The organism is Pseudomonas sp. H1_D04, from assembly GCF_054683855.1.
In genome coordinates, this window is the sequence record NZ_CP162826.1 from 4369681 (window position 1) to 4392793 (window position 23113).

14 protein-coding genes and 1 pseudogene are annotated in these 23113 nt (G+C 61.8%); 7 read left to right on the forward strand and 8 right to left on the reverse strand.

The window, feature by feature from the left end; all coding sequences use genetic code 11:
- The first annotated feature begins 431 nt into the window (after positions 1-431).
- Entirely contained in the window at positions 432-6695 is a 6264-nt protein-coding gene (locus AB4N82_RS20365) for a non-ribosomal peptide synthetase (protein ID WP_122765547.1), read from the forward strand.
- A gap of 12 nt (positions 6696-6707) precedes the next feature.
- On the opposite strand, the gene arnT is transcribed toward AB4N82_RS20365, so the two are convergent.
- Positions 6708-8372 carry a lipid IV(A) 4-amino-4-deoxy-L-arabinosyltransferase gene (gene arnT, locus AB4N82_RS20370; RefSeq protein ID WP_460102779.1) on the reverse strand — a complete coding sequence of 555 codons (1665 nt, stop codon included), beginning with the start codon at positions 8370-8372 and terminating at the stop codon, positions 6708-6710.
- A gap of 171 nt (positions 8373-8543) precedes the next feature.
- The gene (gene pmrG, locus AB4N82_RS20375; RefSeq protein ID WP_032887292.1) at positions 8544-9224 is read right to left on the reverse strand and encodes a lipopolysaccharide core heptose(II)-phosphate phosphatase PmrG; all 681 of its coding nucleotides are present in this window, start codon (positions 9222-9224) and stop codon (positions 8544-8546) included.
- Positions 9225-9493: 269 nt separating this feature from the next.
- Here pmrG and AB4N82_RS20380 point away from each other — a divergent pair, with 269 nt between their 5' ends.
- From AB4N82_RS20380 to AB4N82_RS20405, 6 genes and pseudogenes are all read left to right on the forward strand, one after another.
- Positions 9494-10162 carry an ATP-binding cassette domain-containing protein gene (locus AB4N82_RS20380; RefSeq protein ID WP_122756820.1) on the forward strand — a complete coding sequence of 223 codons (669 nt, stop codon included), beginning with the start codon at positions 9494-9496 and terminating at the stop codon, positions 10160-10162.
- A gap of 1 nt (position 10163) precedes the next feature.
- On the forward strand, positions 10164-12626 hold the full coding sequence (locus tag AB4N82_RS20385; RefSeq protein WP_122765567.1) for an ABC transporter permease: 2463 nt from the start codon (positions 10164-10166) through the stop codon (positions 12624-12626).
- Positions 12616-13677: a lipocalin-like domain-containing protein gene (locus tag AB4N82_RS20390; RefSeq protein ID WP_122765545.1), complete on the forward strand. Its 1062-nt coding sequence runs from the start codon at positions 12616-12618 to the stop codon at positions 13675-13677. The genes AB4N82_RS20385 and AB4N82_RS20390 overlap by 11 nt, the downstream gene beginning before the upstream one ends.
- A 137-nt stretch (positions 13678-13814) precedes the next feature.
- Positions 13815-14797 (forward strand): annotated as a pseudogene (locus AB4N82_RS20395) (hypothetical protein).
- A 2-nt stretch (positions 14798-14799) separates the two neighbouring features.
- A complete protein-coding gene (locus AB4N82_RS20400) occupies positions 14800-15180 on the forward strand; it encodes a hypothetical protein (RefSeq protein ID WP_095184343.1) in 381 nt (126 codons plus the stop codon).
- A 206-nt stretch (positions 15181-15386) separates the two neighbouring features.
- The gene (locus tag AB4N82_RS20405) at positions 15387-15767 is read left to right on the forward strand and encodes a hypothetical protein (protein WP_032888179.1); all 381 of its coding nucleotides are present in this window, start codon (positions 15387-15389) and stop codon (positions 15765-15767) included.
- A 317-nt stretch (positions 15768-16084) separates the two neighbouring features.
- On the opposite strand, the gene AB4N82_RS20410 is transcribed toward AB4N82_RS20405, so the two are convergent.
- From AB4N82_RS20410 to AB4N82_RS20435, 6 genes are all read right to left on the reverse strand, one after another.
- Positions 16085-17185: an SMP-30/gluconolactonase/LRE family protein gene (locus AB4N82_RS20410; RefSeq protein ID WP_122765544.1), complete on the reverse strand. Its 1101-nt coding sequence runs from the start codon at positions 17183-17185 to the stop codon at positions 16085-16087.
- On the reverse strand, positions 17182-17859 hold the full coding sequence (locus AB4N82_RS20415; RefSeq protein WP_122765543.1) for a sterol desaturase family protein: 678 nt from the start codon (positions 17857-17859) through the stop codon (positions 17182-17184). The genes AB4N82_RS20410 and AB4N82_RS20415 overlap by 4 nt, the downstream gene beginning before the upstream one ends.
- 76 nt (positions 17860-17935) lie before the next feature.
- On the reverse strand, positions 17936-18799 hold the full coding sequence (locus AB4N82_RS20420) for a LysR family transcriptional regulator (RefSeq protein ID WP_032888174.1): 864 nt from the start codon (positions 18797-18799) through the stop codon (positions 17936-17938).
- 69 nt (positions 18800-18868) lie between these two features.
- Positions 18869-19630 carry an alpha/beta fold hydrolase gene (locus AB4N82_RS20425; protein WP_122765542.1) on the reverse strand — a complete coding sequence of 254 codons (762 nt, stop codon included), beginning with the start codon at positions 19628-19630 and terminating at the stop codon, positions 18869-18871.
- Between the two features lie 106 nt (positions 19631-19736).
- Positions 19737-21149, reverse strand: coding sequence for an efflux transporter outer membrane subunit (locus AB4N82_RS20430; RefSeq protein WP_122765541.1), 1413 nt, complete (start codon positions 21147-21149; stop codon positions 19737-19739).
- Entirely contained in the window at positions 21142-23112 is a 1971-nt protein-coding gene (locus tag AB4N82_RS20435; RefSeq protein WP_460102789.1) for a MacB family efflux pump subunit, read from the reverse strand. The genes AB4N82_RS20430 and AB4N82_RS20435 overlap by 8 nt, the downstream gene beginning before the upstream one ends.
- Position 23113: the final 1 nt, after the last annotated feature.

Here is a 23113-nt window from a genome sequence, read left to right on the forward strand (position 1 = left end):
CGATCCGTTCCTCATGAACGAGAGTCGGCACTCGAGATTTTATTTAGCCAGGGGATTCTTCCTACGTATGTAGCGGAAACGAGGGACACAAACTGCCATAAAAATCACGTCATTAATTCGACGTTTCTGAGAGCTGTTTCCGACTAAGTGAACGGCTGAGTCTTTTTGAATTCAACTTAAGCTACTGATTTAAAAAGAAAATATATTTATCGAGATGAGGTTGTAAAAAATCAGTAGCGACCGCGTATAGCCAATTTCCTACAGCTCTTTAATCGTTTCAGCTGTGAACCTTCAGTCAACCGGGATCCATCCATTTGAATGTCCGGGTTTAGGGTGACAGACAGCCCCAACCCCCCATGCTCAAATCCGGCAATTTCGCCGTAATGGGGCTCCCTGCGCGGCCAGTGCCTGACACCCATGAGAAGGATCTTATGCAGCAATTTTCCAGCCTGCCGACCAGTTTTCCCCTCACCGCGGCCCAACAGGACATCTGGCTCGACCAACTGCGGATGGGCGATTCGCCGCTGTACAACATCGGCGGTTATGTCGACTTCGAAGGTGCAGTGGTGCCTGAATTGATTCAACGAGCTGTCGAGCAGTTGGTGGCCCGGCACGATGCGCTGCGCACTCAACTGCACAGTGACGACCACGGCTTGCCTCGACAAACCTTTGCCCTCGCGTTGTTGACCGAAGTGGCGCAGTACGATTTATCCGCATTGCCCGACCCGCAGGCCGCCAGCCAGGCCTTGATGCAGGCGCACATGGCGCGGCCTTATCAGAGGGAGGGCGCGCCGCTGTTCCACTTCTTCCTGGTCAAACTCGCCGACAACCACTACCGCCTCGGCACCCAGGCCCATCACGTGATCCTTGATGGCTGGGGTTTTGGCCAGATGCTGCAATCCCTGGCGCAGCTCTACACCGCCCTTGAACAAGGTCGTTCATCGGAGCCGGCGGCACCGTCCTATATCGACTTTATCGACGCCGACCAGCGCTACCGCAACTCGTCCCGCTTCGTCCGCGACCGCGCCTACTGGCTGGACAAATACCAGGTGCTGCCGGAACCGTTGCTCACGCCCAAGCAGCTCGCCAACGCGACCAGCAACACCCTGGCGCAACCCTTTTCGGTTGCTTTGCTTGACCGCATGGAACAGGTGGCCAGCCGTTATCAGGCCTCGGCGTTTCATGTGCTGTTGGCGGCGATGTATGTGTATTTCACCCGCACCGCCCAGCGTCCGGATTGGGTGGTCGGGCTGCCGATTCTCAACCGCTCCAACGCGCGTTTTCGCGCCACCGTAGGGCTGTTTGCCCAAGTCAGTGCGGTGCGTTTTCAGTTCGATGAACAACTGCCGTTCGGCGCCTTGGTACGCGGCGTGCGCGACCAGCTCAAGCAGGATTTGCGTCACCAACGGTTTCCGTTGAGCGAGATGAACCGCGAACTGGGCCTGCGCCGTGCGGATCGCGCCCAACTGTTCGACCTGTCGGTGTCCTTCGAGCAGGACGACCATGAACTGCGCTACGGCGCCACCCAGGCCCGCGCGATCAAGGTGTCCAACCACCATGAACCGCTGCCGATTGCCATCCACCTGCGCAGCAACCGCTGCCAGGGCACCGCGACGCTGCATTGCGTGTACAACGAGGCGTACTTCCAGCACGACGAGGTGCTCGCCTTGACCCAGCGCTTTACCGGGTTGCTGGAGCAAGGGCTGGATAACACCGAGTTGCCTGTCGGTGCGTTCTCCATGGTCACGCCCGCCGAACAGGCCCGACTGCACGAGTGGAACGCCACCGCACAGCCGATTGCGCAGCCGCACACCCTGCACGCACGCATCGAAGCCCAGGCCGTGCGCACGCCGGACGCAGTGGCCGCGATCTACCAGGGCCGTCAGTTGACCTATGCCCAACTCAATCAAAAAGCCAATGGATTGGCCCATCAACTGATTGAGCTGGGCGTGCAGCCCGATGATCGCGTGGCGGTTCTGGCCCGGCGCAGTTTGGACACGCTGGTGGGCCTGCTGGGGATCCTCAAAGCCGGCGCCTGCTACGTGCCGGTCGACCCGGCCCATCCCGCTGAGCGCTTGAGCTATCTGCTGCAAGACAGCGCGCCGGTGGCGGTGCTCACCCAGCACGATTTGCGGCATCGCCTGTCTGCCCTGGCGCTGCCGGTGGTTGAGTTGGACCGACCGACGTTGCAGGTGGGCGCCAACCCGCACGTTGCGGTCAAACCGTCGAACCTCGCCTACGTGATCTACACCTCCGGCTCCACCGGCTTGCCCAAGGGCGTGATGGTCGAACACCACAGCGTCTGTAACCTGGTGGACTGGCACTGCCAGGCCTTTAATCTGCAGGCGGGCAGCCACACCGCCAGCGTCGCCGGCTTCGGTTTTGACGCGATGGCGTGGGAAGTCTGGCCGGCGTTGTGCGTGGGGGCCACGTTGCACCTGCCGCCGGCCCATGACGGTGCGGAAGACATCGACGCGCTGCTCGGTTGGTGGCGCGCGCAGCCGTTGGACGTGTGCTTCCTGCCGACCCCCGTGGCCGAATACGCCTTCAGCCAGCGTTCGGAGCATCCGACCCTGCGCACCTTGCTGATCGGCGGCGATCGCCTACGCAGCTTCACACGCGCACAAACCTTTGACGTGATCAACAACTACGGCCCCACCGAGGCCACCGTGGTTGCCACCTCCGGTCGCGTCGATGCGGGCCAGCCGTTGCACATCGGTGCGCCCGTCGCCAACGCGACCGTTTACTTGTTGGACGACCAGCAGCGCCCGGTGCCCATCGGCGTGGCGGGGGAGTTGTACGTTGGCGGTAAAGGCGTGGCGCGCGGTTACCTGAACCGCCCGGAACTGAGTGCCGAACGCTTTCTCGACAACCCCTTTTCGCCGGGCCGGATGTACCGCACCGGCGATCTTGCGCGCTGGCTGGCCGACGGTCAGCTTGAATACCTGGGCCGCAATGACGACCAGGTGAAAATCCGTGGCATGCGCATCGAGCTGGGGGAGATCGAATCGGCCCTGGCCACCCACGCGGACGTCCAGGAAGCCGTGGTGCAGTCTCGCGACGGGCAATTGCTCGCCTGGTTTATCCCATGCCAGGCCGTCGACATCGAAACCCTGCGCACCCATCTGCAAAACTCATTGCCGGACTACATGCTGCCAGCGGCCTACATGCCCCTGGACGCGTGGCCCTTGACCGCCAACGGCAAACTCGACCGCAAGGCACTGCCGGCGCCGACCCAGGCGGCATTCGTCACTCGACGGTTCGAAGCGCCGCGCGCCGGTGTGGAGACCGTCCTGGCGCAGCTTTGGGCCGAGCTGTTGCAGGTGCAGCACGTGGGCCGTCACGACCATTTCTTCGAACTGGGCGGGCACTCGTTGCTCGCGGTGCAATTGGTGCAACGCATGCGCCAGGCCGGTTTGCGCGCCGATGTGCAAGTGCTGTTCGGCCAGCCGACGCTGGCGGCGTTGGCGGCGGTGAGTGAAGGCAGCGAGGTGCAAGTGCCGGCCAATCGCATCCCTGCTGACTGCCGCCACATCACCTCGGATTTACTGGCGCTGGCCGAGCTGGATCAAACCAGCCTGGACGGCATCGTCGCGGCTATTCCCGGGGGCGCGGCCAACGTGCAGGAAATCTACCCCCTGGCGCCGCTGCAGGAAGGTTTGCTCTACCACCACCTCACCGATGAGCACGACCCGTACCAGCAACAGGCACTGTTCAGCTTTGAACGGCGCGAGCAACTGGACGCCTTTGCCCAAGCCTTGCAACAGGTGATCGACCGCCACGATATTTTGCGCACCAGCCTGGCCTGGGAAGCCTTGGAGCAGCCGATGCAGGTGGTGTGGCGCGCGGCGCGCTTGCGTGTTGAACCGTGGCGTGAGGGTGATAGGCCTTTGGACTTGCGCCAGGCACCGTTGATGGCGCTGGACTATGCCGAAGCGCCCGCGGGTTGGGTCGCCCGATTGCGCTTTCATCATTTGGTGAACGACGCCACGTCCACCACGATTCTGATGCAGGAACTTCGCGCCCATCTGCTCGGCCAACAAGCGCAATTGCCGACGCCGGTGCCATATCGCACGGTGGTGGCGCAGTCTCGTTCACCGGCGCGCCAGGCCGCCCATGAGGCGTTCTTTCGTGAGCTGTTGGGGGATGTGGACGAGCCTACGTTGGCCTTCGGCCTGCAGGAGCGCCAGGCCAATCGTAGCGACACCGAAGAAGCCCAGCGTGCCCTGAGTGATGACCTCAATCTGCGCTTGCGTGCTCAGGCCCGTAGTTTGGGCGTCAGTGCTGCCAGCCTGTTCCACCTGGCCTGGGCCCAGGTGCTCAGCCGCGTAGCGGGCCGTGATGATGGCGTGTTCGGCACCGTGTTGCTCGGCCGTTTGCAGGCAGGCGAGGGCGCCGACCGGGCCTTGGGCATGTTCATCAATACCCTACCATTGCGTCTGCATCTGGCCGGGCAAAACGTGGCGGACGCATTGCGCGACACCCATCGCCAACTCAGCGCCTTGCTCGCCCATGAGCAAGCTTCGCTGGCCTTGGCCCAGCGTTGCAGCAGCGCGACGCCGCTGTTCAACAGCCTGCTCAATTACCGTCATACCGATGCCGAGCGCGACCTCGTCCTGGTGCCGGGCATCGCTTTGGTCAGCGCCGAAGACATCCTCAGCTACCCGCTGATGCTCAGCGTGGACGATACCGCCAGCGGTTTTCATCTCAAGGCCAAGGCACCGCGCAAGGTCGGCGCCGAGCGAATCCTGGACTATCTGGAAACGACGCTGATCAACCTGGCGGATGCATTGGAAAATACACCGCAAGCACCGATGCGGGACGTGCAGGTGCTGCCCGCCCGTGAAGTGCAGACACTGCTGTTGGACTTCAACGCCACCGCAACCGACTACCCCGAAACCCTTACCGTCCAGGCGCTGTTCGAGGCCCACGCTCGCCACATTCCGCACGCGGTGGCGGTGCAGGCCGGCGAGCAGAAACTGACGTATCGCGAACTCAACGAGCGCGCCAACCGGCTGGCTTTTTACCTGCGTGAGCGTGGCGTGCAGCCGGATTCCCGCGTGGCGCTGTGCGTCGAGCGCGGCCTGGACCTGGTGGTGGGGTTGCTCGCCATCCTCAAGGCCGGTGGCGCCTATGTGCCGCTGGACCCCGGTTACCCCCGCGAACGCCTGGCCTATATGCTCCAGGACAGCCAGCCGGTGGCGCTGCTGGTGCACGCGGCCACCCGCGACTTGCCGGGTGAAGTCGCCATCCCGGTGATCGACTTTGACCACTGTGCCTGGAGCCACGCGCCGGAGGGCAACCCATCGGTGCCGGGGCTGAGCGTCGCCAACCTGGCCTACGTGATGTACACCTCCGGCTCCACCGGCACGCCCAAAGGCGTGATGATCGAACATCGCGGCCTGGGCAACCTGATGCACTGGGGCTCGCAACTGTGCCCTAACGCCGAGGGCGGAGCGCTGTTGCAGCGGGCGCCGTTCAGCTTCGACGGATCGGTCTGGGAGCTGTTCTGGCCGCTGGCCAATGGCATGCGATTGGTCCTGGCGCGGCCCGATGGTCATCGTGAGCCGGCCTACCTGGCGCAAGTGATTCGCGAGCAACAGATCACCGTGATCAAATTCGTACCGGCAATGTTGCAGCAGTTCCTTGAGTTGGAAGAATCCGCCCTGTGCACCAGCCTCACCGATGTGCTGTGTGGCGGCGGCGAGCTCACCGAAGCCCTGGCCCGTGGCGTGCAGGCGCGCTTGCCCAAGGTGCGCCTGCACAACGTCTATGGCCCCACCGAAGCCACCGTAGACAGCAGCGCCTGGACCCTGGAGCCCGGCGCGCCAGTACCCGCGCTGCAGTTGCCCATCGGCCGTGCGATCAACAACACGCGCCTGTACGTGCTGGATGCGCACGACGCGCCGGTGCCCATGGGCGTCAGCGGCCAGTTGCATATCGGCGGTGTCGGCGTGGCCCGTGGGTATCTGGGGTTGGAGCAGATGACGGCCGAGCGCTTTATCGACAGCCCTTTTGTACAAGGGGATCGGCTGTACCGCACCGGCGACCTGGTGCGCTACCTGCCGGACGGCAACTTGGAATTCCTCGGGCGTAACGACTTCCAGGTCAAGCTGCGCGGCGTCCGTTTGGAACTGGGGGAAATCGAATCGTGCCTGCTGGCACATCCGGCGCTGCGTGAGGTGGCGGTATTGATTCGTGATGAGCGTCTGCTTGCCTACTTCACCGTGCGCGGCCCGGCGCCGAGCCTGGAAGACTTACGCACCCATGTGCTGGCGCAGTTGCCGGAATACATGGTGCCGTCGGCCTTCGTACAGCTTGATGAACTACCGCTCAACCCCGCCGGCAAACTCGACCGCAAGGCCCTGCCAGAACCAGGGCTGGAGGCGGTGCTCAGCCGCGCCTATGAAGCGCCCCAGGGCGAAGTGGAAACCTTGATGGCCGGGATCTGGGCGCAGGTGCTCAAGCTGGAGCGGGTAGGGCGCCACGACCACTTCTTCGAACTGGGCGGGCATTCGTTATTGGCCGTGAACCTGGTGGCGCGCCTGCGCAAAGCGGGGTTGGAGGTGGATGCGCGGACGTTGTTCAGCCAGCCGACGCTGGCGCAGTTGGCTGCGTGCACGGTGGCGCAGGTGGTGAAGGTGGAGGTGCCGCAGACGGCGATTCCGCAGCTCAATCGTCGGCGGCGGATCTGAATATGAAAGCAGTCAATGTGGAGCAGGCAACTGCGGATACAGGATCAGTTCCAGGTACCCCTTGGAATAACGCTTGCCTCCAAGCGGCAGTTGCCCGGCCTCGCGCATTTCACTGGTGCTGTTGACGCGCATCAGCACGCCCACCGAGCCGTGTTGGCGCGCGTCGTTCAGCCAGGCCTGTACCTGATCCAACTCGATTTTTCGCGTGCCTGAATCTGCGAACTGCAAGCCGTAGCGCAACTCGCCCTCGGTGTCATACAGCGCCACATCGGCGCGTTGCAAGCGCCAGGCCAAGGCGCTGGCACTGCCAAGTTCGTTGCTCAACAGGGCATGGGTATGTTGCAACTCGTCCAGGTGTTCCAGCACGAACTGGTCGGGCATTTCGTTATCGGCGATCTGCGCCGGCATGCTCGCCGGCAGGAGGATCACCAGCACGCCGATGCCCAAGGCCGGCATGGCCCACAGCGTGAGCGGACGAAAGGCTTGCAGCAGGTTAGTGAGGATCCACACCAGCAACACGATAAAGGCCAGGGACAGGCTGAACATTTCGGCATGGCTGTTGCTGTACAAGGGCTTGGCGATTTGCAGGTAGATCAGGCCAATCATGGCCGCCATGCCGATCACGAAGTTGAGCAGGCCATTGCGGCTGATCTGGCGGGCACGGCCGTTGCGCAGCAGGTCGCTCAAGGTGTGGCCCATCAGCAATGCCAGGGGCAGCAGGCAGGGCATGATGTAGGTCGGCAGCTTGCCGTTGCTCAAGCTGAAAAAGCCCAGGGGCAACAGCAGCCATAGGGTCAGGAAACCGATGGCTGGCTCGCGTTTTTGTTGCCAGGCCTGGCGCAGGGTGCTGGGGAGTAGGCCGGCCCAGGGCAGGCAGGACACGGCGATGATTGGCAGGAAGAACCACCAGGGCCGTACGTGTTGCGCGTCGTCGGCGCTGAATCGGCGGATGTGTTCATTCCAGAAAAAGAAGCGCCAGAAATCCGGTTCCTGGTTGTGGATCGCCAGGACCCAGGGCAAGCACACCAGCACTGCGACGCCAATCGCCAGCGGGCCATACCGCAGCAGCTGACCCAGGCGCCGCTGCCAGAGCACGTACGGCACGGCAATCAAGACCGGCAGCGCCCACGCCAGGAAGCCCTTGGTCATAAAACCCATGGCACAGGCAAACCCCAATAGCGTCCAGGCTCCCAGTCGGCCGCGCGACGTGCGGCTGCCGAGGGCGAACCATAGCGCCACCATGCTTAGGTTGACCCACAACGTAAACTGCGGATCGAGGTTGGAATACCCCGCTTGCCCCGCCACGAGGCCAAAACTCAGGTACAGCAGCGCGCAGGCGAAGCTTTTGCGCGGATCGCTCCACAGGCTACGCGCGATGAGGTAGGCGAGCAGCACGCTCAAGCCGCTGGTGAGGGCCGAGGCGATGCGTACACCGAACAGGTTCTGGCCAAACACCGCTTGGCCCAGGGCAATCAGCCAATAACCGGCGGCGGGTTTTTCGAAATAGCGGATGCCCATGAAGTGCGGCGCCACCCAATTACCGGTCTGCAGCATTTCCTGGCTGATCTGGGCGTAGCGGGTTTCATCCGGGATCCACAGGCCGTGCAGGCCCAAGGGCAATAAATAGAACGCGGCGAAGGCGAGTAACAATAGGTACAGCGGATTTAAACGCGTCATGAAAACGTCGCTCCTTGACGTTTAAGGCCAGGGTTTTTAAGTAATAAGCTCATCGTGCAAACAGTCACTGCGGTCACTAAGTAACAGGAGAGAGTCAGGGGGTGCTTAATTAAAAGGCGCAACTAAACATGCCAGAACAGGGCTGTCTTGTTGCTGAACACAGGCAATGAGTTAGAGGTGTTTGAGCGCAGCCGGCCAGTCCGGATTGTTCATGATGCCCAGGGTCTTGAATTTACCGTTGGGCAACACTTGCACGAACAGGGCGCTGCCGTACTCGGGGAATGCCGCATGGGGGAAGCCCTGGGTTTTTTCGAAGTCGGCGATGCAGCCACTGTGCGTCACAAATACCAGGTTACGTCCCGGCTGTTTGTGGCTGAGCAGTTCTTCACCCATGGCGGCGCCGCAGACGGCCTGCTGGCCGGAGGTCAGCTCGTTTTTACCGAACATAAAGCGCAAGGTCTGGGCGGTACGGATGGCCGGGCTGGCGAGTACGTCGCTGCCTTCCATGCCCAATGATTTAAAGGCGTTGCCGAGGTTTTCGGCGTGTTCGCTGCCGTTGATCGTCAGGCCTTCAACTGGCCCCAGGCACGGATTGGTAGAACGGTCGCAGCGCTCTTCATGACGCACCAGCACGATCACGTCGCCGTCACGCCACAGCGGCATAACCTGTGAGGTCAACAGACTGTTGCCCACGCCAAGGTCCCGTGGCGAGGCCGGCCAGAACAGGCTGCAAGCGAGCAGCACGGTGATCACGGCAATGCCTGGATACAGCCGTTGCAGGCGCTTGAAAAAAGTCCGGGGCGAGCGCGGTTTGGTCAGGGTAATGTCTACCACTTCATTCACCTTGGACATTGTTGGCAATGTTGTATTAGTTAGGCGCAACGTGTTGGCGAATAGCCGCAGTGAAACAGGAGGCTGTCACAGGGCTGCTGTCTTTTCGCTGAACATGGGGCGGTTAAAAGTTATCAGGCGTGGCAACTTAATAAGTGGTCGACGCGTGACGCATAACCGGCAATTTAGAGGTGGGCGAGTGGGCATCCGGTGAAATCCATGTGAAAAATTTGCGTGGCCCCAAGGCGCAGCCGTTATTCTCGATGGCCGCCCATCAATCGAGTGCTCCCATGCTGCAGGTGCAAGGTGTCTTCAAAAGCTATGCCACCCCTCAAGGCCCGTTGGCGGTGTTGGCAGGTGTGGATTTGCACCTGGCCGCACGTAGCAGCCTGGCGTTGATGGGCGAGTCGGGCAGTGGCAAAAGCACCTTGTTGCACTTGGTGGCCGGGCTTGATCGGTTGGATCGCGGCAGTATCCAAGTGGGTGAGCAGCGCCTCGACCAGATGAGCGAGGCGCAACTGGCTCACTGGCGGCGCACTGAAATTGGCCTGGTGTTCCAGCAGTTCAACCTCATTGGCAGTTTGCGCGTCGACGACAACCTGGCGTTCCAGGCCCGGCTGGCGGGGCGCTTTGATCCGCTCTGGCAGGCGCAGTTGGTGGAACGCCTGGGCCTGGGCGACTTGCTCAAGCGCTATCCGGAACAGCTCTCGGGCGGCCAACAACAGCGGGTCGCGGTAGGGCGTGCCTTGGCGTCGCGGCCAGGCTTGCTGTTGGCTGACGAACCCACCGGCAACCTCGACGAAGCCACCAGCGACGAGGTGTTGCAACTGATGCTGGACCTGTTGCGCGACAGCCCCACCAGCTTGTTGATGGTCACCCACAGCCCCCGTATCGCCGCACGGCTGGATCAGCAGGTGGTGTTGCATCACGGCCGCGTCCTGCCTGCGGATGCTCGCTGAAATGGCGGTGTTTTATTGGACACTGCGCGCGTTGCTCAGCCATTGGCGGCGCCACCCGGTGCAGTTTTTCAGTGTGCTCACCGGCTTGTGGCTGGCCACCGCACTCTTGACCGGCGTGCAGGCCCTCAACAGTCAGGCGCGCGACAGCTATGCCCGCGCCAGCCAGTTGATCGGCGGCGAACTCCAAGCCAGTCTCAGTGCTCCGGACGCTGCCAGTTTCCCGCAAACGCTGTTTGCCGAACTGCGCCGCGCGGGTTGGCCGGTGTCGCCGGTGGTGCAGGGGCGGTTGCAGCTCAAGGGGCATGAGGACGTGCGCCTGCAATTGATGGGCCTCGACCCGCTGTCGTTGCCCGGCAGCGGCTCGGTAGCGGGGCAGCGCTTGAGCCAGGCGCAGATGCTCGCCTTCTTTGACCCTCCGGGGCGTACCTGGATCGCGCCGCAAACCTTGCAGGCCCTGGGGCTGCACGAAGGGCAGCAACCCCTGGCGCTGAACGGGCAACGCCTGCCGCCGCTGCAAGCCCAGCCGGACATGGCGCCCGGGCTGTTACTGACCGATATCGGCTTTGCTCAACCTTTGCTTGAGATGCCTGGGCAGCTGTCGCGGCTGCTGCTAGACAAGGCCTTCGCCGCCAGCCATCCCACGCCTCCCGCCGGGCTGCAACTCCGGCAGGGCGAGGACAGCAACTTGGCGCGCCTCACCGAAAGCTTCCACCTGAACCTTGATGCGCTGGGCTTCCTGTCCTTTGTGGTGGGGCTGTTTATTGTGCACGCCGCCATCGGCCTGGCCCTGGAGCAACGCCGCGGACTGCTGCGCACCTTGCGTGCCTGTGGGGTCAGTGCGCGTTTGTTGATCCTCGGGCTTGGGGTGGAATTGGGCGCGCTGTCGCTGCTGGGCGGCGTGCTCGGCGTCGCCAGCGGATACCTTCTGGCCAGCCTGCTGCTGCCGGATGTGGCTGCCAGCCTGCGCGGGTTATATGGCGCCGAAGTGCCGGGACAGTTGAGCCTGAGTCCATGGTGGTGGCTGGCGGGGTTGGGCTTGAGCCTGTTGGGTGCTTTACTGGCCGGTGCCAGCAGCGTGTGGCGGGCGGCGCGCTTGCCGTTGCTGGCGCTGGCCAACGCCCAGGCCTGGCACGAGGCCCATGGTCGCTGGTTACGGCGTCAGGGCTGGGTCGCCGGAACGGCATTGCTGATCGCGCTGTTGGCGCTTTGGCTGGGCGACAGCTTGGCGGCGGGGTTTGTATTGATGGCGGCCTTACTGCTTGGCGCGGCCTTGGGCTTGCCGGTATTGCTCAACGGGCTGCTCAAGGCCGTGTTGGGGCGCAGCCGTTCAGTGCTTGGCCAGTGGTTTCTTGCCGATTGCCGCCAACAACTGCCGGCTTTGAGCCTGGCACTGATGGCGCTGCTACTGGCCCTGGCCGCGAATATCGGCGCGGGCTCCATGACCTCGGGCTTTCGCCACACCTTCAATCATTGGCTGGAACAACGCCTCACTGCCGAGCTGTACCTCAACCCGCAAACCCCGGCCCAGGCGGATCAGCTCAGCACTTGGCTGGCGCACCAACCGTTGGTGCAGCGGGTGTTGCCTACCTGGCAGATCGCCGTGCAAGTGCAGGGCTGGCCAGCGGATCTGTTCGGGGTGGTCGACGATCCGACCTATCGCGAGCACTGGCCTTTGTTGGACGCTGCCGATGCACCTTGGGACCGGTTGCAGCGTGACGACACCTTGATGCTCAGCGAGCAGTTGGCGCGCAGGCTTTCAGTCAGGCTCGGGGATTCGATTGATATCCCCACGCCTCAAGGCCTCTGGTCACCCAAGGTGGTGGGGATTTACGCGGATTACGGCAATCCCAAGGGGCATATCCTGGTCAATTCCGAACACCTGCTGGCGCACTGGCCGACGCTCTCACCCGCGCGCTTCAACCTGCGCGTCGCGCCGTCTGATTTAGCGCCACTGGTGCGAGAAGTGCAGCGCGCATTTGCCCTGGACGACAGCCGCATCGTCGATCAACAGCAACTCAAGGGCTGGTCGAGCCAGGTGTTCGAACGCACCTTCGCCGCGACTGCGGCCCTCAACAGCCTGACCTTGGGCGTGGCCGGCGTAGCGCTGTTCATTAGCCTGCTGACCCAGAGCCAGAGCCGCCTCGGCCAACTCGCACCGCTGTGGGCGCTGGGCGTGACACGTCGACAATTGATGTTGCTGAACCTGGGCCAGACCTGGCTGCTGGCGGTGCTCACCCTGATGTTGGCGTTGCCGCTGGGGGTGTTATTGGCATGGTGCCTGGACGCGGTGATCAACGTGCAGGCCTTTGGTTGGCGGCTGCCGCTGCAGGTGTTCCCGTGGCAGCTCGCACAATTGCTCGGGCTGGCCATGCTCGCCACATTGTTGGCATCGGCCTGGCCGCTGTGGCAGCTGTACCGCAGCCGTCCGGCGGATTTGCTGAGGACCTTTGCCCATGAAGATTAAGGCGTTGATGTGCGCGTTATTGCTGCTGGCGGCTTGTGACAAAGCCCCCGCGCCCCAGGAGAGCTTTGCAGGCCTGGGCAGCGATGCGGCGGACTTTGCCCAAGTGCTGCCCGGCAAGGTGTTCAGCTTTCCCGAGGACCATGGCCCCCATGACGGCTTTCGCATCGAGTGGTGGTACGTCACCGCCAATCTGAAGGACGCCCAAGGCAATGTGTTCGGTGTGCAATGGACGCTGTTTCGCAACGCCTTGAAAGCCGGGCCGACCCAGGCCGGCTGGCGGGATTCGACGGTGTGGCTCGGCCATGTCGCCGTCACCTCCGCCAACCGCCACTACGCCGCCGAACGGCTTGCCCGTGGCGGCGTTGGCCAGGCCGGTGCCCAGGCAGCGCCGTTCAATGCGTGGATTGACGATTGGAACTTTGCCAGCCGTCCTGGCGCGGTCAGTGCATTGGCGGATATGCAACTCAAGGCCAGCGCAGAGCACTTCGCCTACGACTTGCGGCTGACCTCCAGCCGTCCATTGGTGCTGCAAGGTGACAACGGCTACAGCCGTAAATCCGACCAGGGCCAGGCTTCGTATTACTACAGCCAGCCGTTCTTCACCGCCAATGGCAGCGTCAGCATCGATGGCACAACCTATCAAGTAACTGGCCCGGCGTGGCTCGACCGCGAATGGAGCAGCCAACCACTGAGCGCCAGCCAGACTGGTTGGGACTGGTTCTCCCTGCACCTCGACCGGGGCGCGCAACTGATGCTGTTTCGCGTACGCCAGAAGGACGGCGGCGGTTATCTCACCGGCACCTGGATCGACGCACAGGGATGTACAGAGACCTTGCGTAACGCTGACATCCAGCTGACACCGCTGGAAACCACGGCCATCGATGGGCGCAACCTGCCGACGCGCTGGTCGCTGAAAATACCTGGCAAACAGCTGGATATCACCACTGAAGCCGTCAACCCGAACGCCTGGATGAACCTGAGCATTCCGTATTGGGAAGGGCCGGTGAGGTTTGACGGGGGCGTGGGCTACCTGGAAATGACCGGGTATTGAGGGTACTTCCGTAAGCGCTTGTCCGCGTTGACGTAGGTAACTTCCCAAATGTTATTCAGCCTTCCTCGGGTTGTGTCCGGGGTGTATCTGCTTGCTTATATTTCGACGCCATCTTCATTGCATCCCGGATGTAAGGCATGGCGCAGAGCTATCTCAACGACCGCACGATGGACTATCCGAGTGTGAAATCCCGCTTGATGGGTAGTGCTCCGAGCCGGCAGCGTTCTGATCATTTTGATGTGTTGAATCGGCACCTGCGCCATGGGCTGGTGACGCCGGGTCAGATGGTGATTATTCCCGATGCCTACAGCGTGACGTGTTCGTTGGAGGAGGCCTGGTTGATGCGCCGGGCGGAAGAAATTCACCGGCAGTTGGCGCAAGACGCGTCAGTCGGAACGGCGGTGATCAATAACTATGACTTGCTGCAGAGCTTTCTCGCGTACAGCTCGATCGGGGTGGGCAGCGTGACGTCGGCGTGGTCGCGGCATCTGGACGAGGTGGCGCATACGCTGGAGGACATTGAGCGGTTGCATCAGCGCTTTCGGGACGGTGGGTTTGACCGGCAGGCATTTTTTCGCCAGCGCCAGGTGTTGTTGTCGCTGTTGGACACCCAATTGCAAGGCGCGGCGCGCTATGGCACGGGTTTGCGGGGTAATCAGGGGTTGAAGAAGCTGCTGGGGATTTCCACGAAAAGCTATCTGAAGAATGGTGAGATCGCCGGGTACGCGCAGCGGATTCGGGAGATCGCGCAGATGTCAAAGTGGTTGGGCAAAGGCACGTATGTGGGGTTGGCGCTGGACGTAGGCGTGGCGGGATTGGAGATCAAGGAGGCGTGTGTGACGGGGCGGGAGGCGCAGTGTCGGAGGGCGAAGTATGTGGAGACGGGGCGGTTTCGGGGGCGGCTGTCGGGGGAAAGTATGGCGCTGCCATCGCTCATCGTGCGTGTCACATATTTTTGGGCATCTCCTTGAAGTCACAAGGTGCGCTTGCGTGCGCAGTTATCGGAGGCGCTGCGGGGGGGCACGCGGGAGGCTCTGTTCTAGGTGATGAAGGTGCGTTACTGGGTGGAAAGATTCTAGAGGTTAATGGTGAGTTGATCTTCGAGCCACAGGGAGCTTAATCGTGTCGTTTTTTCTTGCCTTTACCCTTGTGCATTTTGTTGGGATGTTTGTCGTTTTGGGGCTGATGCTGTTTGCCGAATACACAAAACTGGACAAGGTGGAGAGTTATTTCAGTCAGAACGAAAGAGTCCGCGACAATAAGCGATTCTGGAGACGAAACCAGTGGATCGACAGGCAATACCGCATGTTGTTGATGTTTGAGTACCTGTCAGACTCAGCGCGTCATGTGAAAGCAGGTGTGGTGACCGAGGCCGAACTGGCGTCTGTTCCGTTAACACTCAGGCGTTGGGTGTTGTGGCCCTATTATCTCGGCTTAATTTGGACTATTGCCACAGTCGTCTGGGTCGTTTGGCGAAGATGGTGCGACATCCCGATTGACTGAAACTTAAAGGGTGCGACCAAACTGCTCCTGCATTCACTCCCTTGGCACTTAAGCGTTGGGCCGTATGGCCATACCGTCTCGCGATGATTTGGGCTATCAGTTGAGGTTATTGGTGCACTTGGCTATAGGGGACGCGTCCTCTTCTTTTTTTAAAACACTCTAGAGGTCGATGGTGACTTGATATTCCAGCCAGAGGGGGCTTAGCCGTGGATTTTTTTCTGGTCTATACCGTTGTCTGGTTTGTGGGGACGTTTGTTTTCTTAGGACTGGTACTGTTTGCCGAATATACGAAGCTCGACGAGCTGGAAAGTTACTTCAGTGAAAATGAAAAGGTTCGTAGACATAAGCGTTTTTGGAAAAGAAATCAGCGAATCGACCGGTATCATCGCATGGGGTTGATGGTCGACATTCTGTCGATGCCCAAGGCCTTCCTGAAAGCAGGCCTTGTGACTGAGGCCGAACTGGCATCTGTTCCTTTAGCGCTTAAGCGTTGGGCGTTGTGGCCGTATCGTCTTGGTTATGTTTGGACTATTGCCGCAGTCGTCTGGGCCGTTTGGCGAAGCTGGTGCGACATCCCGATTGACTGAATCTCAACGGGCAGCTTGACCGCATAAATAGCTGTCGGCCTACGTGGTTGACCGGGCGACTTCAGATTAAAGGCAGAAGCGCGGCAGCCTTAGAGTCGATCGATTTTTTAGTGAACTCAGTCCAGATGTGCGATGGGGCCTGACCCCAGTGGCAGTGGGTCAGTCATAGATGTATCAACTGACACTCCCTCATCGCGGGCAAGCCCACTCCCACATTTGATCTTCATGCATCAGATAGACCTCCGGCTGGCTTAGGCTTGTTCTCTGCTTTTGATTTTGATCTCAGGCGCCCCGTCCGGACCAAACTGACCCTCTCTTCACTCCGGCTTTAACGCCAGTTGCAACGGCACGCGCGCCATGCTCGTGTTCGTCAGCGAGCCCAGATACAACCAGTCGCCATACTCCCGCGCCGTGGTAATCGGTGAGTAGTTGCCCGCGCTGCCATCCTGCAAGTTGGCGATGACCTTGCCGTTGGTATCCAACCCCAACACAAAGGCTTTGCGCTCGATGGGCTTGGGCACCACCATCAGTGCGCGCACCATCACTTTGCGCAGCAGCGGGTAGCCGGCGAAGCTGTCCAGCAACGGGTTGCGCGGTGAGTAGAGCGCTACCCAGAAACGGTCCCGGCCATTGAAACTCAGGTTGTCCGGCAAGCCGGGCAGGTTGTCGATAAACAGGTCGTGGCTGCCAGCACGTTCGCCTTTGAGCCAGTAACGGCTGATGCGGTAGGCGCCAGTTTCATTCACCAGTACGTAGCTTTCGTCCGGGCCCAGGGCTACGCCGTTGGCGAATTGCAGCTGGTCGAGCAACACCTCGGTGTTGCCGTTGCTGAAGTCGTAACGCAGCAGCCGCCCATCGCCGCCATGTTCGATCACCGCTTCGCCGTCCTGCCCATAACCCCAGCGGCTCGACGCATCGCTGAAATACCCATAACGGCCGCTGGCGTCCACGATGACGTCATTGGTAAAACCGAAGGGCGCGCCATTGGCGCTGGTGCTCAGGGAAGTGAGTTGGTGGTTCGAGTCCAGCGCGAGCAGACCTTTCAACCCATCGGCAATGATCAAGCGCCCATCCGGGTGCATCGCCAGGCCCAGTGGGCGACCGCCCGTATTGGCCAGTACTTCTAGGCTTTGACTGTCGGGCGATGTGCGGATGATGCGCCCGTCATGCAGGCCGCTGATGAGCAAACCCTGTGCATCCAACAGCAACGCCTCCGGCCCGGCGATGTCCTGGGCGCCGATTTTCTGTACAGCCTTGAGTCGCTGGTTTTCGGCGAAAGGGCCATCCTTCATCGATGGCGCTTTGGGCGGTGACCAGTTCACCGGTTGTACCTTGGTGGGCATCAGCAGCAGAAAGGCGACCACCGCCAACAGCAACACAAACAGCAGATGGCGCAGTTTTTTTGGACGGGTACTCATGACGATTCCTGGTTGTCGTTGGGGTTCGGCTCCCAGTGCAGGGTGCCGAACAGGTAATCCATCAGGGGAAGGACGATATTGAAATTGCGCCCCTGCATCAGCTCGCGACGATGGTGCAGGGCATGCAGCCGGTGCATCTGGCGAATCCACGGCAGGCGCGCCACCGGATGCTCCGCAGGCAGGTGCTCGCAGGCGTGGAACACTTCGTAGAACAGGTAGCCCAAAAGCATGCACCCGGCAAACAGCCCAGCAACGTTTGGGCTCAGTTGCTTGAGCAGCCACCAGGCGGGGAGCGTGATGGCCAGGCTGTGCAGCACGATCAACCAGGCCGGGAACAGGATCACCCGCCAGTCCCGTGGGCTGTCGTAAGTCATGTGTCCATGGGTGAAGAAACTGTGGTGGTCGCCGGTATGGCGTGCGTAAAACAAGCGCGCAAAGGCGTGTTTGTGATGGCCGAGATGGCGGTGCACGAGGTAGATGCAGAGGTTGAAGAACAGCAGGGTCAACGGCACGGTCAGCCATTGCAGCGCTGTGATCTGCTCAGTGCTGGACCAGGCCAGGGTGATGCAGGCGATGCCGTAACCCAGTACAAAAAAACCATGAAGCCAGGGGTTGTAGCGAGCGGAAACCGCGGCGCGGTAGCGGGCACGGAAAGCCTCGGTAGCGTCGGGCATGGTCGGGACTCATATTATTTTTGGGTGGTGACTGAGCTTAGTCCGCCTTCGCGATTGTGCGAGTCCATAGCCCGTTTCACATCAGCGGATCCCAGCGTTGCGACCAGTCACCTTCGGCCTTGACCACGTCGCGCAGTAACTCCAGGGCCTGCTGCAACACCGCCGAATCCCGTGCCCGCGAATACACCAGGTAGGTTGGGAAACTGAACTCCGGCGCCTTGGCCACACGCTGCATCACACCGCTGTCCAGGTAGCTTTGCACCACCCGCGTGCGGAAATACCCGGCGCCGCCGTTTTCGAGAATGTACTGCAAGGCCAAAGGCCCGAGGTTGAAGCTCACCGCAGCGCGGGCCTTGTCGGGCAGGGCCGCGTCATGTTGCTGGCGAAAGCCCGGGCCCCAGTCGATGTAGACGTACGGCGCCGGCTTGCTGACCAATTGCACCAGGATCAGTTTTTCTTCCAGCACCTGCTCCACCTGCAACCCCGGCCAGTACTGCGGCTGGAACACCAACGCAGCGTCGAGCACGCCCAGTTCCAGTTGGCGCAACAGGTATTCGCCTTCACGCACTTCGGTGCGCAATGCGTGGCCGGGAATATGCTCGCGCAGCGCCTGGGCCCAGCCGAGCATCAGCGGGTTGCACAGGCTGACCTCTCCGCCGATATGCAGCACATTGCGATAGCCATCGGGCAACGGCAGGTCGCGGCGCGCGGCTTCCCAGGTTTGCAGCAACTGGTTGGCGTACACCACGAAGGCCTCGCCGTCAGCGGTCAGGCGTGCACCCGCACGGTTGCGGATGAACAGCGTACTGCCCAGTTGGCTTTCCAGGCTTTTGACCCGTGCGGTGATGGCGGTCTGGGTGACGTGCAGTTTCTCGGCCGCCGCCGCGAGGCTGCCGCAGCGGGTGATTTCGAGGAAGGTGCGTGCCAGTTCGATGTCCATGAAAACCCCTGGGGATGAATGGGGGGCATTGTAGAACTGATCACTGAAGAGGGGGGCGTGGAATGCAATTCAACGGTGGACCTGCTCCCTGGCATGCCCGTCAAGACAGCGAGTGGAGGGCGGCGGCTGTTTGCCAAGGGCCAGGAAATCGCCCACCCATCGGCTGATACACCCTCCGCCGTCCGGTTTGGCGGGCTCCCTGAGGCGCAGGTGTGTGACTTGAAAAGCGTCTGCCGTGCCCTGTTCAGCGTTGACCAGCACCATGCGTGCGACGCGTTCGGGAAACTGCACCGCGTAACGGCTGCCCAGGCGGGTTGCGTGGCCGTTACCCAAAAAATGCAATCGTGGGTCGCCCAGTTGTGCGCGTACATACTCCATGTCCTGAACTGCCTGTTCGACGTCATGGGCCTGAGTGAGTTCGCGAGGGCTGAGTTCAATCACATCGTAGCGGTTGAGCAGAGTGCGGTAGGCCTGTGTGTAGTAGGTCTCCCAACGGCTGGCGAGGTGAATGCTGAACGTACTTGCGCTGTTTTCCTGCAGTGTGTCACCGGGTTGGACGAATACCACACCTTCACGACTCAGTGGCTCACGGGCGCCGACACGGGTCAGGTACAGGCGTTGAGTGCCTTCCCCGGGGGCCGCGTGGTTACGCGGTACTGTCACGACGCCGCACTGGGTGCGCGCCAGCACCTCAGGTGCCATCTGTTCGTCTGTGGGGAGGGTGCAATCGAGCAGCCAATCGATGGCGGTGGGTTTGATCAGTGACTCCGCCTGGACAAGATGAGTGATCAGCCAGAGACAGCCGCATGCGAGGTGTTTTGCAACATTCATCAGGAGGTCCCGGGCAGCCGTGTGGAAGCGGCTTTTTACCAAGGATCCTGAGGTGACGAATGTAGGGGCGTGAGACGACTGGTGTACGAAACAAGAGTTTCGTTTATCAGATATTAGTCTTCCAACCGCCACCCAATGCCTTGTACAGCGCAATGCTGGCCTGCAGGCGTGACAGTCGCAATTGCACGTTCAAGTCCTGGGCAGCATAAAGCGTGCGCTGGGTTTCCAGTACCGTAAGCAGGTCCTCGGCGCCCGCTTGGTAGCGGCTTTCAGCAATCTGGAAGGCGGTCTGGGCCTGCTGCAATTCTTCCGTTTGCCATTGGCGCTGCTGGTCCAGGCGCGTGATGCTGCTGAGGGCTTTTTCCACATCGGCAAAACCGTTGATGATCGCACCGCGATAGGCGTACAGCAGCTCATCCTGGCGCGCTCGGGCCTTGTCGCGTTCGGCGCTTAAACGGCCGTTGTTGAAGATCGGCCCTGCCAGTCCGGCAGTCAGCGTGTAATAAGGGCTGCGCAGGATGTCCACGGCCTTGTAGGCGTCGGAGCCCAGTGTGGCGCCGAGGGTCAAGGCTGGCAGCATCGCGGCGCGCGCCACGGTGACGTCCGCTTGCGCGGCGGCCAGTTGGGCCTCTGCCTTGGCAATATCGGGGCGGCGGCTGAGCAACTGGCTGGGCATGCCGGTGCCGATGGTTGGCCATGTCAGGGCCTGGAAGGGCTCGGCGCCCAAGTCCAGGGTTTGAACCGGCTGGCCAAGGAGGGCCGCGAGGGTGATCTGGGATTCTTCGGCCAGTTGCTGAATCAATGGCAGTTGGCGTCGCTGGCTGGCGACCAGGCTTTTCTGTTGGGCCAGTTCCAGCGCCGTGGCGGAGCCCGCGTCGTAGCGGGTTTGCACCAGGTCGAGCACGTTGCGTGCATTGGCCAGGTTCAGCTCGGCGATCTGCTGGCGCTGACGTGCGGCCAGGGTTTGCGCGTAGCGGTCGGCCACGTTGCTGAGCAAGGTCAGTTCCACGGTGGCCTGATCGAACTCACTGGCCCGCAGGCCCTGCAGGGCGCTGTCTCGGGCGGCGGCGCGGCCGCCCCAGAAATCCACTTCATAACTGGCCGTCAAGCTGGCGCCGAAATTGTCGACCGCGTCGTCGCTCTGCGAGACGTCCAGGTCTGGTCCGCCCTGGCCGTGCAGCAACTTCTGGTGGCTGGTGGCGAGGTCGAACTTCACTTCGGGTAACAGCGGCGCCCCGGCGATCACGGCACTGGCCTGGGCCTGCCGCACACGGGCCATGGCGGCGGCCACGTCGACACTGTCACGCCGGGCCTGTTCGACCAGCCGGTTCAGCTGCGGGCTGCCGAATTGCGTCCACCAGTGCTGGTTGGTGCTCTGGGCCGCGTCGCGCTCGGCGAACTGCCAGGCGGCCGGCGGCGCAATACCGCTGTCGACCGTGGGTGGATCGCCGGCGCAGGCATTGAGCAGCAGGCACAGGCTGATCAGGGACAGCTGCGAGGGGATGGATCGTTTATTCACTGGTCAACGCCTTAACCGGATCGAGCCGGGCAGCTTTACGGGCCGGCATAAAGCCGAATACGACGCCGGTGACCAGCGCACAACCAAATGCGCCAAGCACCGCCACCAGGGAAAACTGCACCGCCACCTTGGCCAGCACCAATACGCCGCCCACCAGCAGGGCCAGGGCAATGCCGCACAAGCCGCCGACCACCGAGAGCATGACCGCCTCGGTAAGGAACTGGCGCAGGATGTCGCGTTGGCGCGCACCGGTAGCCATGCGGATGCCGATTTCGCGGGTCCGCTCGCGCACAGTCATCAGCATGATGTTCATCACGCCAATACCGCCCACCAGCAAGGAAATCGCGGCAATCGAGCCCAGCATCAGCGACAGGGTGTTCTGGGTACGGGCCTCGGCCTGGATCATTGCGGCGTTGTTGGTCAACTCGTAGTCGGGTTTGCCGTTGTGCAGCTTCTGCATAAGTTGGTCGATGGCCACTTCGGCTTCGTGGACCCTGCCTGCATCGGCGGCGGCAATCACCACGTATTCGGGGTCGTAGCTGCCAAACAAACGCACGCTGGCGGCGGTGTAGGGGATGGCGATACGGTCGTCGCTGTCCTTGTCGCCGGAGGCGGCGCCTTTTTCCGCCAGCACGCCGATCACTTGGAACGGCACGTTCTCGATCAGGATGTATTGTCCGATCGGATTGACCTGGCCCTTGAACAGCTTTTCGCGGATACGGTGGCCGATCACCGCGACCGTAGCCCCGCTGCGCTCGTCGGCGGTGGTGAAGTAGCTGCCCTCGACCACCGGCCAATTGAAGATATCCGGGAAGTTGGTGTCGTTGCCGCCCACGTACGCCATGTAGTCGACGTTGCCATAGCGCACGCCTGCTTTGCTGCCGTTGACCGGCATGATGCGCTTGACCTGGGGCAACGCACCCAGTGCCTCGACGTCATTGAGGGTGATGACGCCCAGTGGCGTGCGTGGGTTGGGCGATGCACCGCTCAGATAAAGAATGTTGGAGCCGAACGCGCCCATCTGCGCCATGACCTGGCGCTTGCTGCCTTCGCCGACCGCCAGCATCACCACCACCGACGCCACGCCGATGATGATCCCCAGCAGGGTCAATGCGGTGCGAAAACGGTTGATCCACATCACCCGCCAGGCGGCTTGTACCGCGTCCACCAATTCGGCTTTCCACGCGCCGTTATGCTCCGCACCGTCGACCAGTCGTTGACGCAGGTCCACGGCTTGCAACGCGCCGCTGGCGGCGGGCGGGGCGGCTTCACTGTCATCGGCCGAGTCGCTGATGATCAGGCCATCGCGAATCTCGATGATGCGGTTGGCCCGCGCGGCGACTTCGCGGTCGTGGGTGATCAGGATCACCACGTGGCCCTGGCTGGCCAGTTCGTCGAGCAGGGTCATCACCTCGGCGCCGCTATGGCTGTCGAGGGCACCGGTGGGTTCGTCGGCGAGAATGATATGGCCGCCGTTCATCAGTGCGCGGGCAATGGACACCCGCTGCTGCTGACCGCCGGACAGTTGATGTGGACGGTTACCGGTACGCTCGGCCAGGCCCAGACGCGTCAGCAGGGCGTTGGCTCGGGCATGGCGTTCGGACGCGCTGATACCGGCGTAGATCGCCGGCATCTCGACGTTCTCCTGGGCCGTGCCTGAAGGAATCAGGTGGTAGCCCTGGAACACAAAACCAAAGGCCTCGCGGCGTAGCCAGGCCAATTCATCACTGTCCAGGTGGGCGACGTTTTCCCCGGCAAACAGGTAGTCCCCGACCGAGGGCCGATCGAGGCAGCCGAGGATGTTCATCAGCGTGGACTTGCCGGAGCCGGACGCGCCGACGATGGCGACGAATTCCCCGGCATGGATCGACAGGTCGATGCCGCGCAACACGTCCACCTGTGGGCTGTCGCCACCGCCGTAGGACTTGCGGATGTTCTTGAGTTCGATCAGAGGCGTGGTCAAC

Coding starts and splice junctions, on each gene's coding strand:
- AB4N82_RS20365 (WP_122765547.1), top strand. CDS start 432: ATGCAGCAATTTTCCAGCCTGCCGACCAGTTTTCCCCTCACCGCGGCC.
- arnT (WP_460102779.1), bottom strand. CDS start 8,372: ATGACGCGTTTAAATCCGCTGTACCTATTGTTACTCGCCTTCGCCGCG.
- pmrG (WP_032887292.1), bottom strand. CDS start 9,224: ATGTCCAAGGTGAATGAAGTGGTAGACATTACCCTGACCAAACCGCGC.
- AB4N82_RS20380 (WP_122756820.1), top strand. CDS start 9,494: ATGCTGCAGGTGCAAGGTGTCTTCAAAAGCTATGCCACCCCTCAAGGC.
- AB4N82_RS20385 (WP_122765567.1), top strand. CDS start 10,164: ATGGCGGTGTTTTATTGGACACTGCGCGCGTTGCTCAGCCATTGGCGG.
- AB4N82_RS20390 (WP_122765545.1), top strand. CDS start 12,616: ATGAAGATTAAGGCGTTGATGTGCGCGTTATTGCTGCTGGCGGCTTGT.
- AB4N82_RS20410 (WP_122765544.1), bottom strand. CDS start 17,185: ATGAGTACCCGTCCAAAAAAACTGCGCCATCTGCTGTTTGTGTTGCTG.
- AB4N82_RS20415 (WP_122765543.1), bottom strand. CDS start 17,859: ATGCCCGACGCTACCGAGGCTTTCCGTGCCCGCTACCGCGCCGCGGTT.
- AB4N82_RS20420 (WP_032888174.1), bottom strand. CDS start 18,799: ATGGACATCGAACTGGCACGCACCTTCCTCGAAATCACCCGCTGCGGC.
- AB4N82_RS20425 (WP_122765542.1), bottom strand. CDS start 19,630: ATGAATGTTGCAAAACACCTCGCATGCGGCTGTCTCTGGCTGATCACT.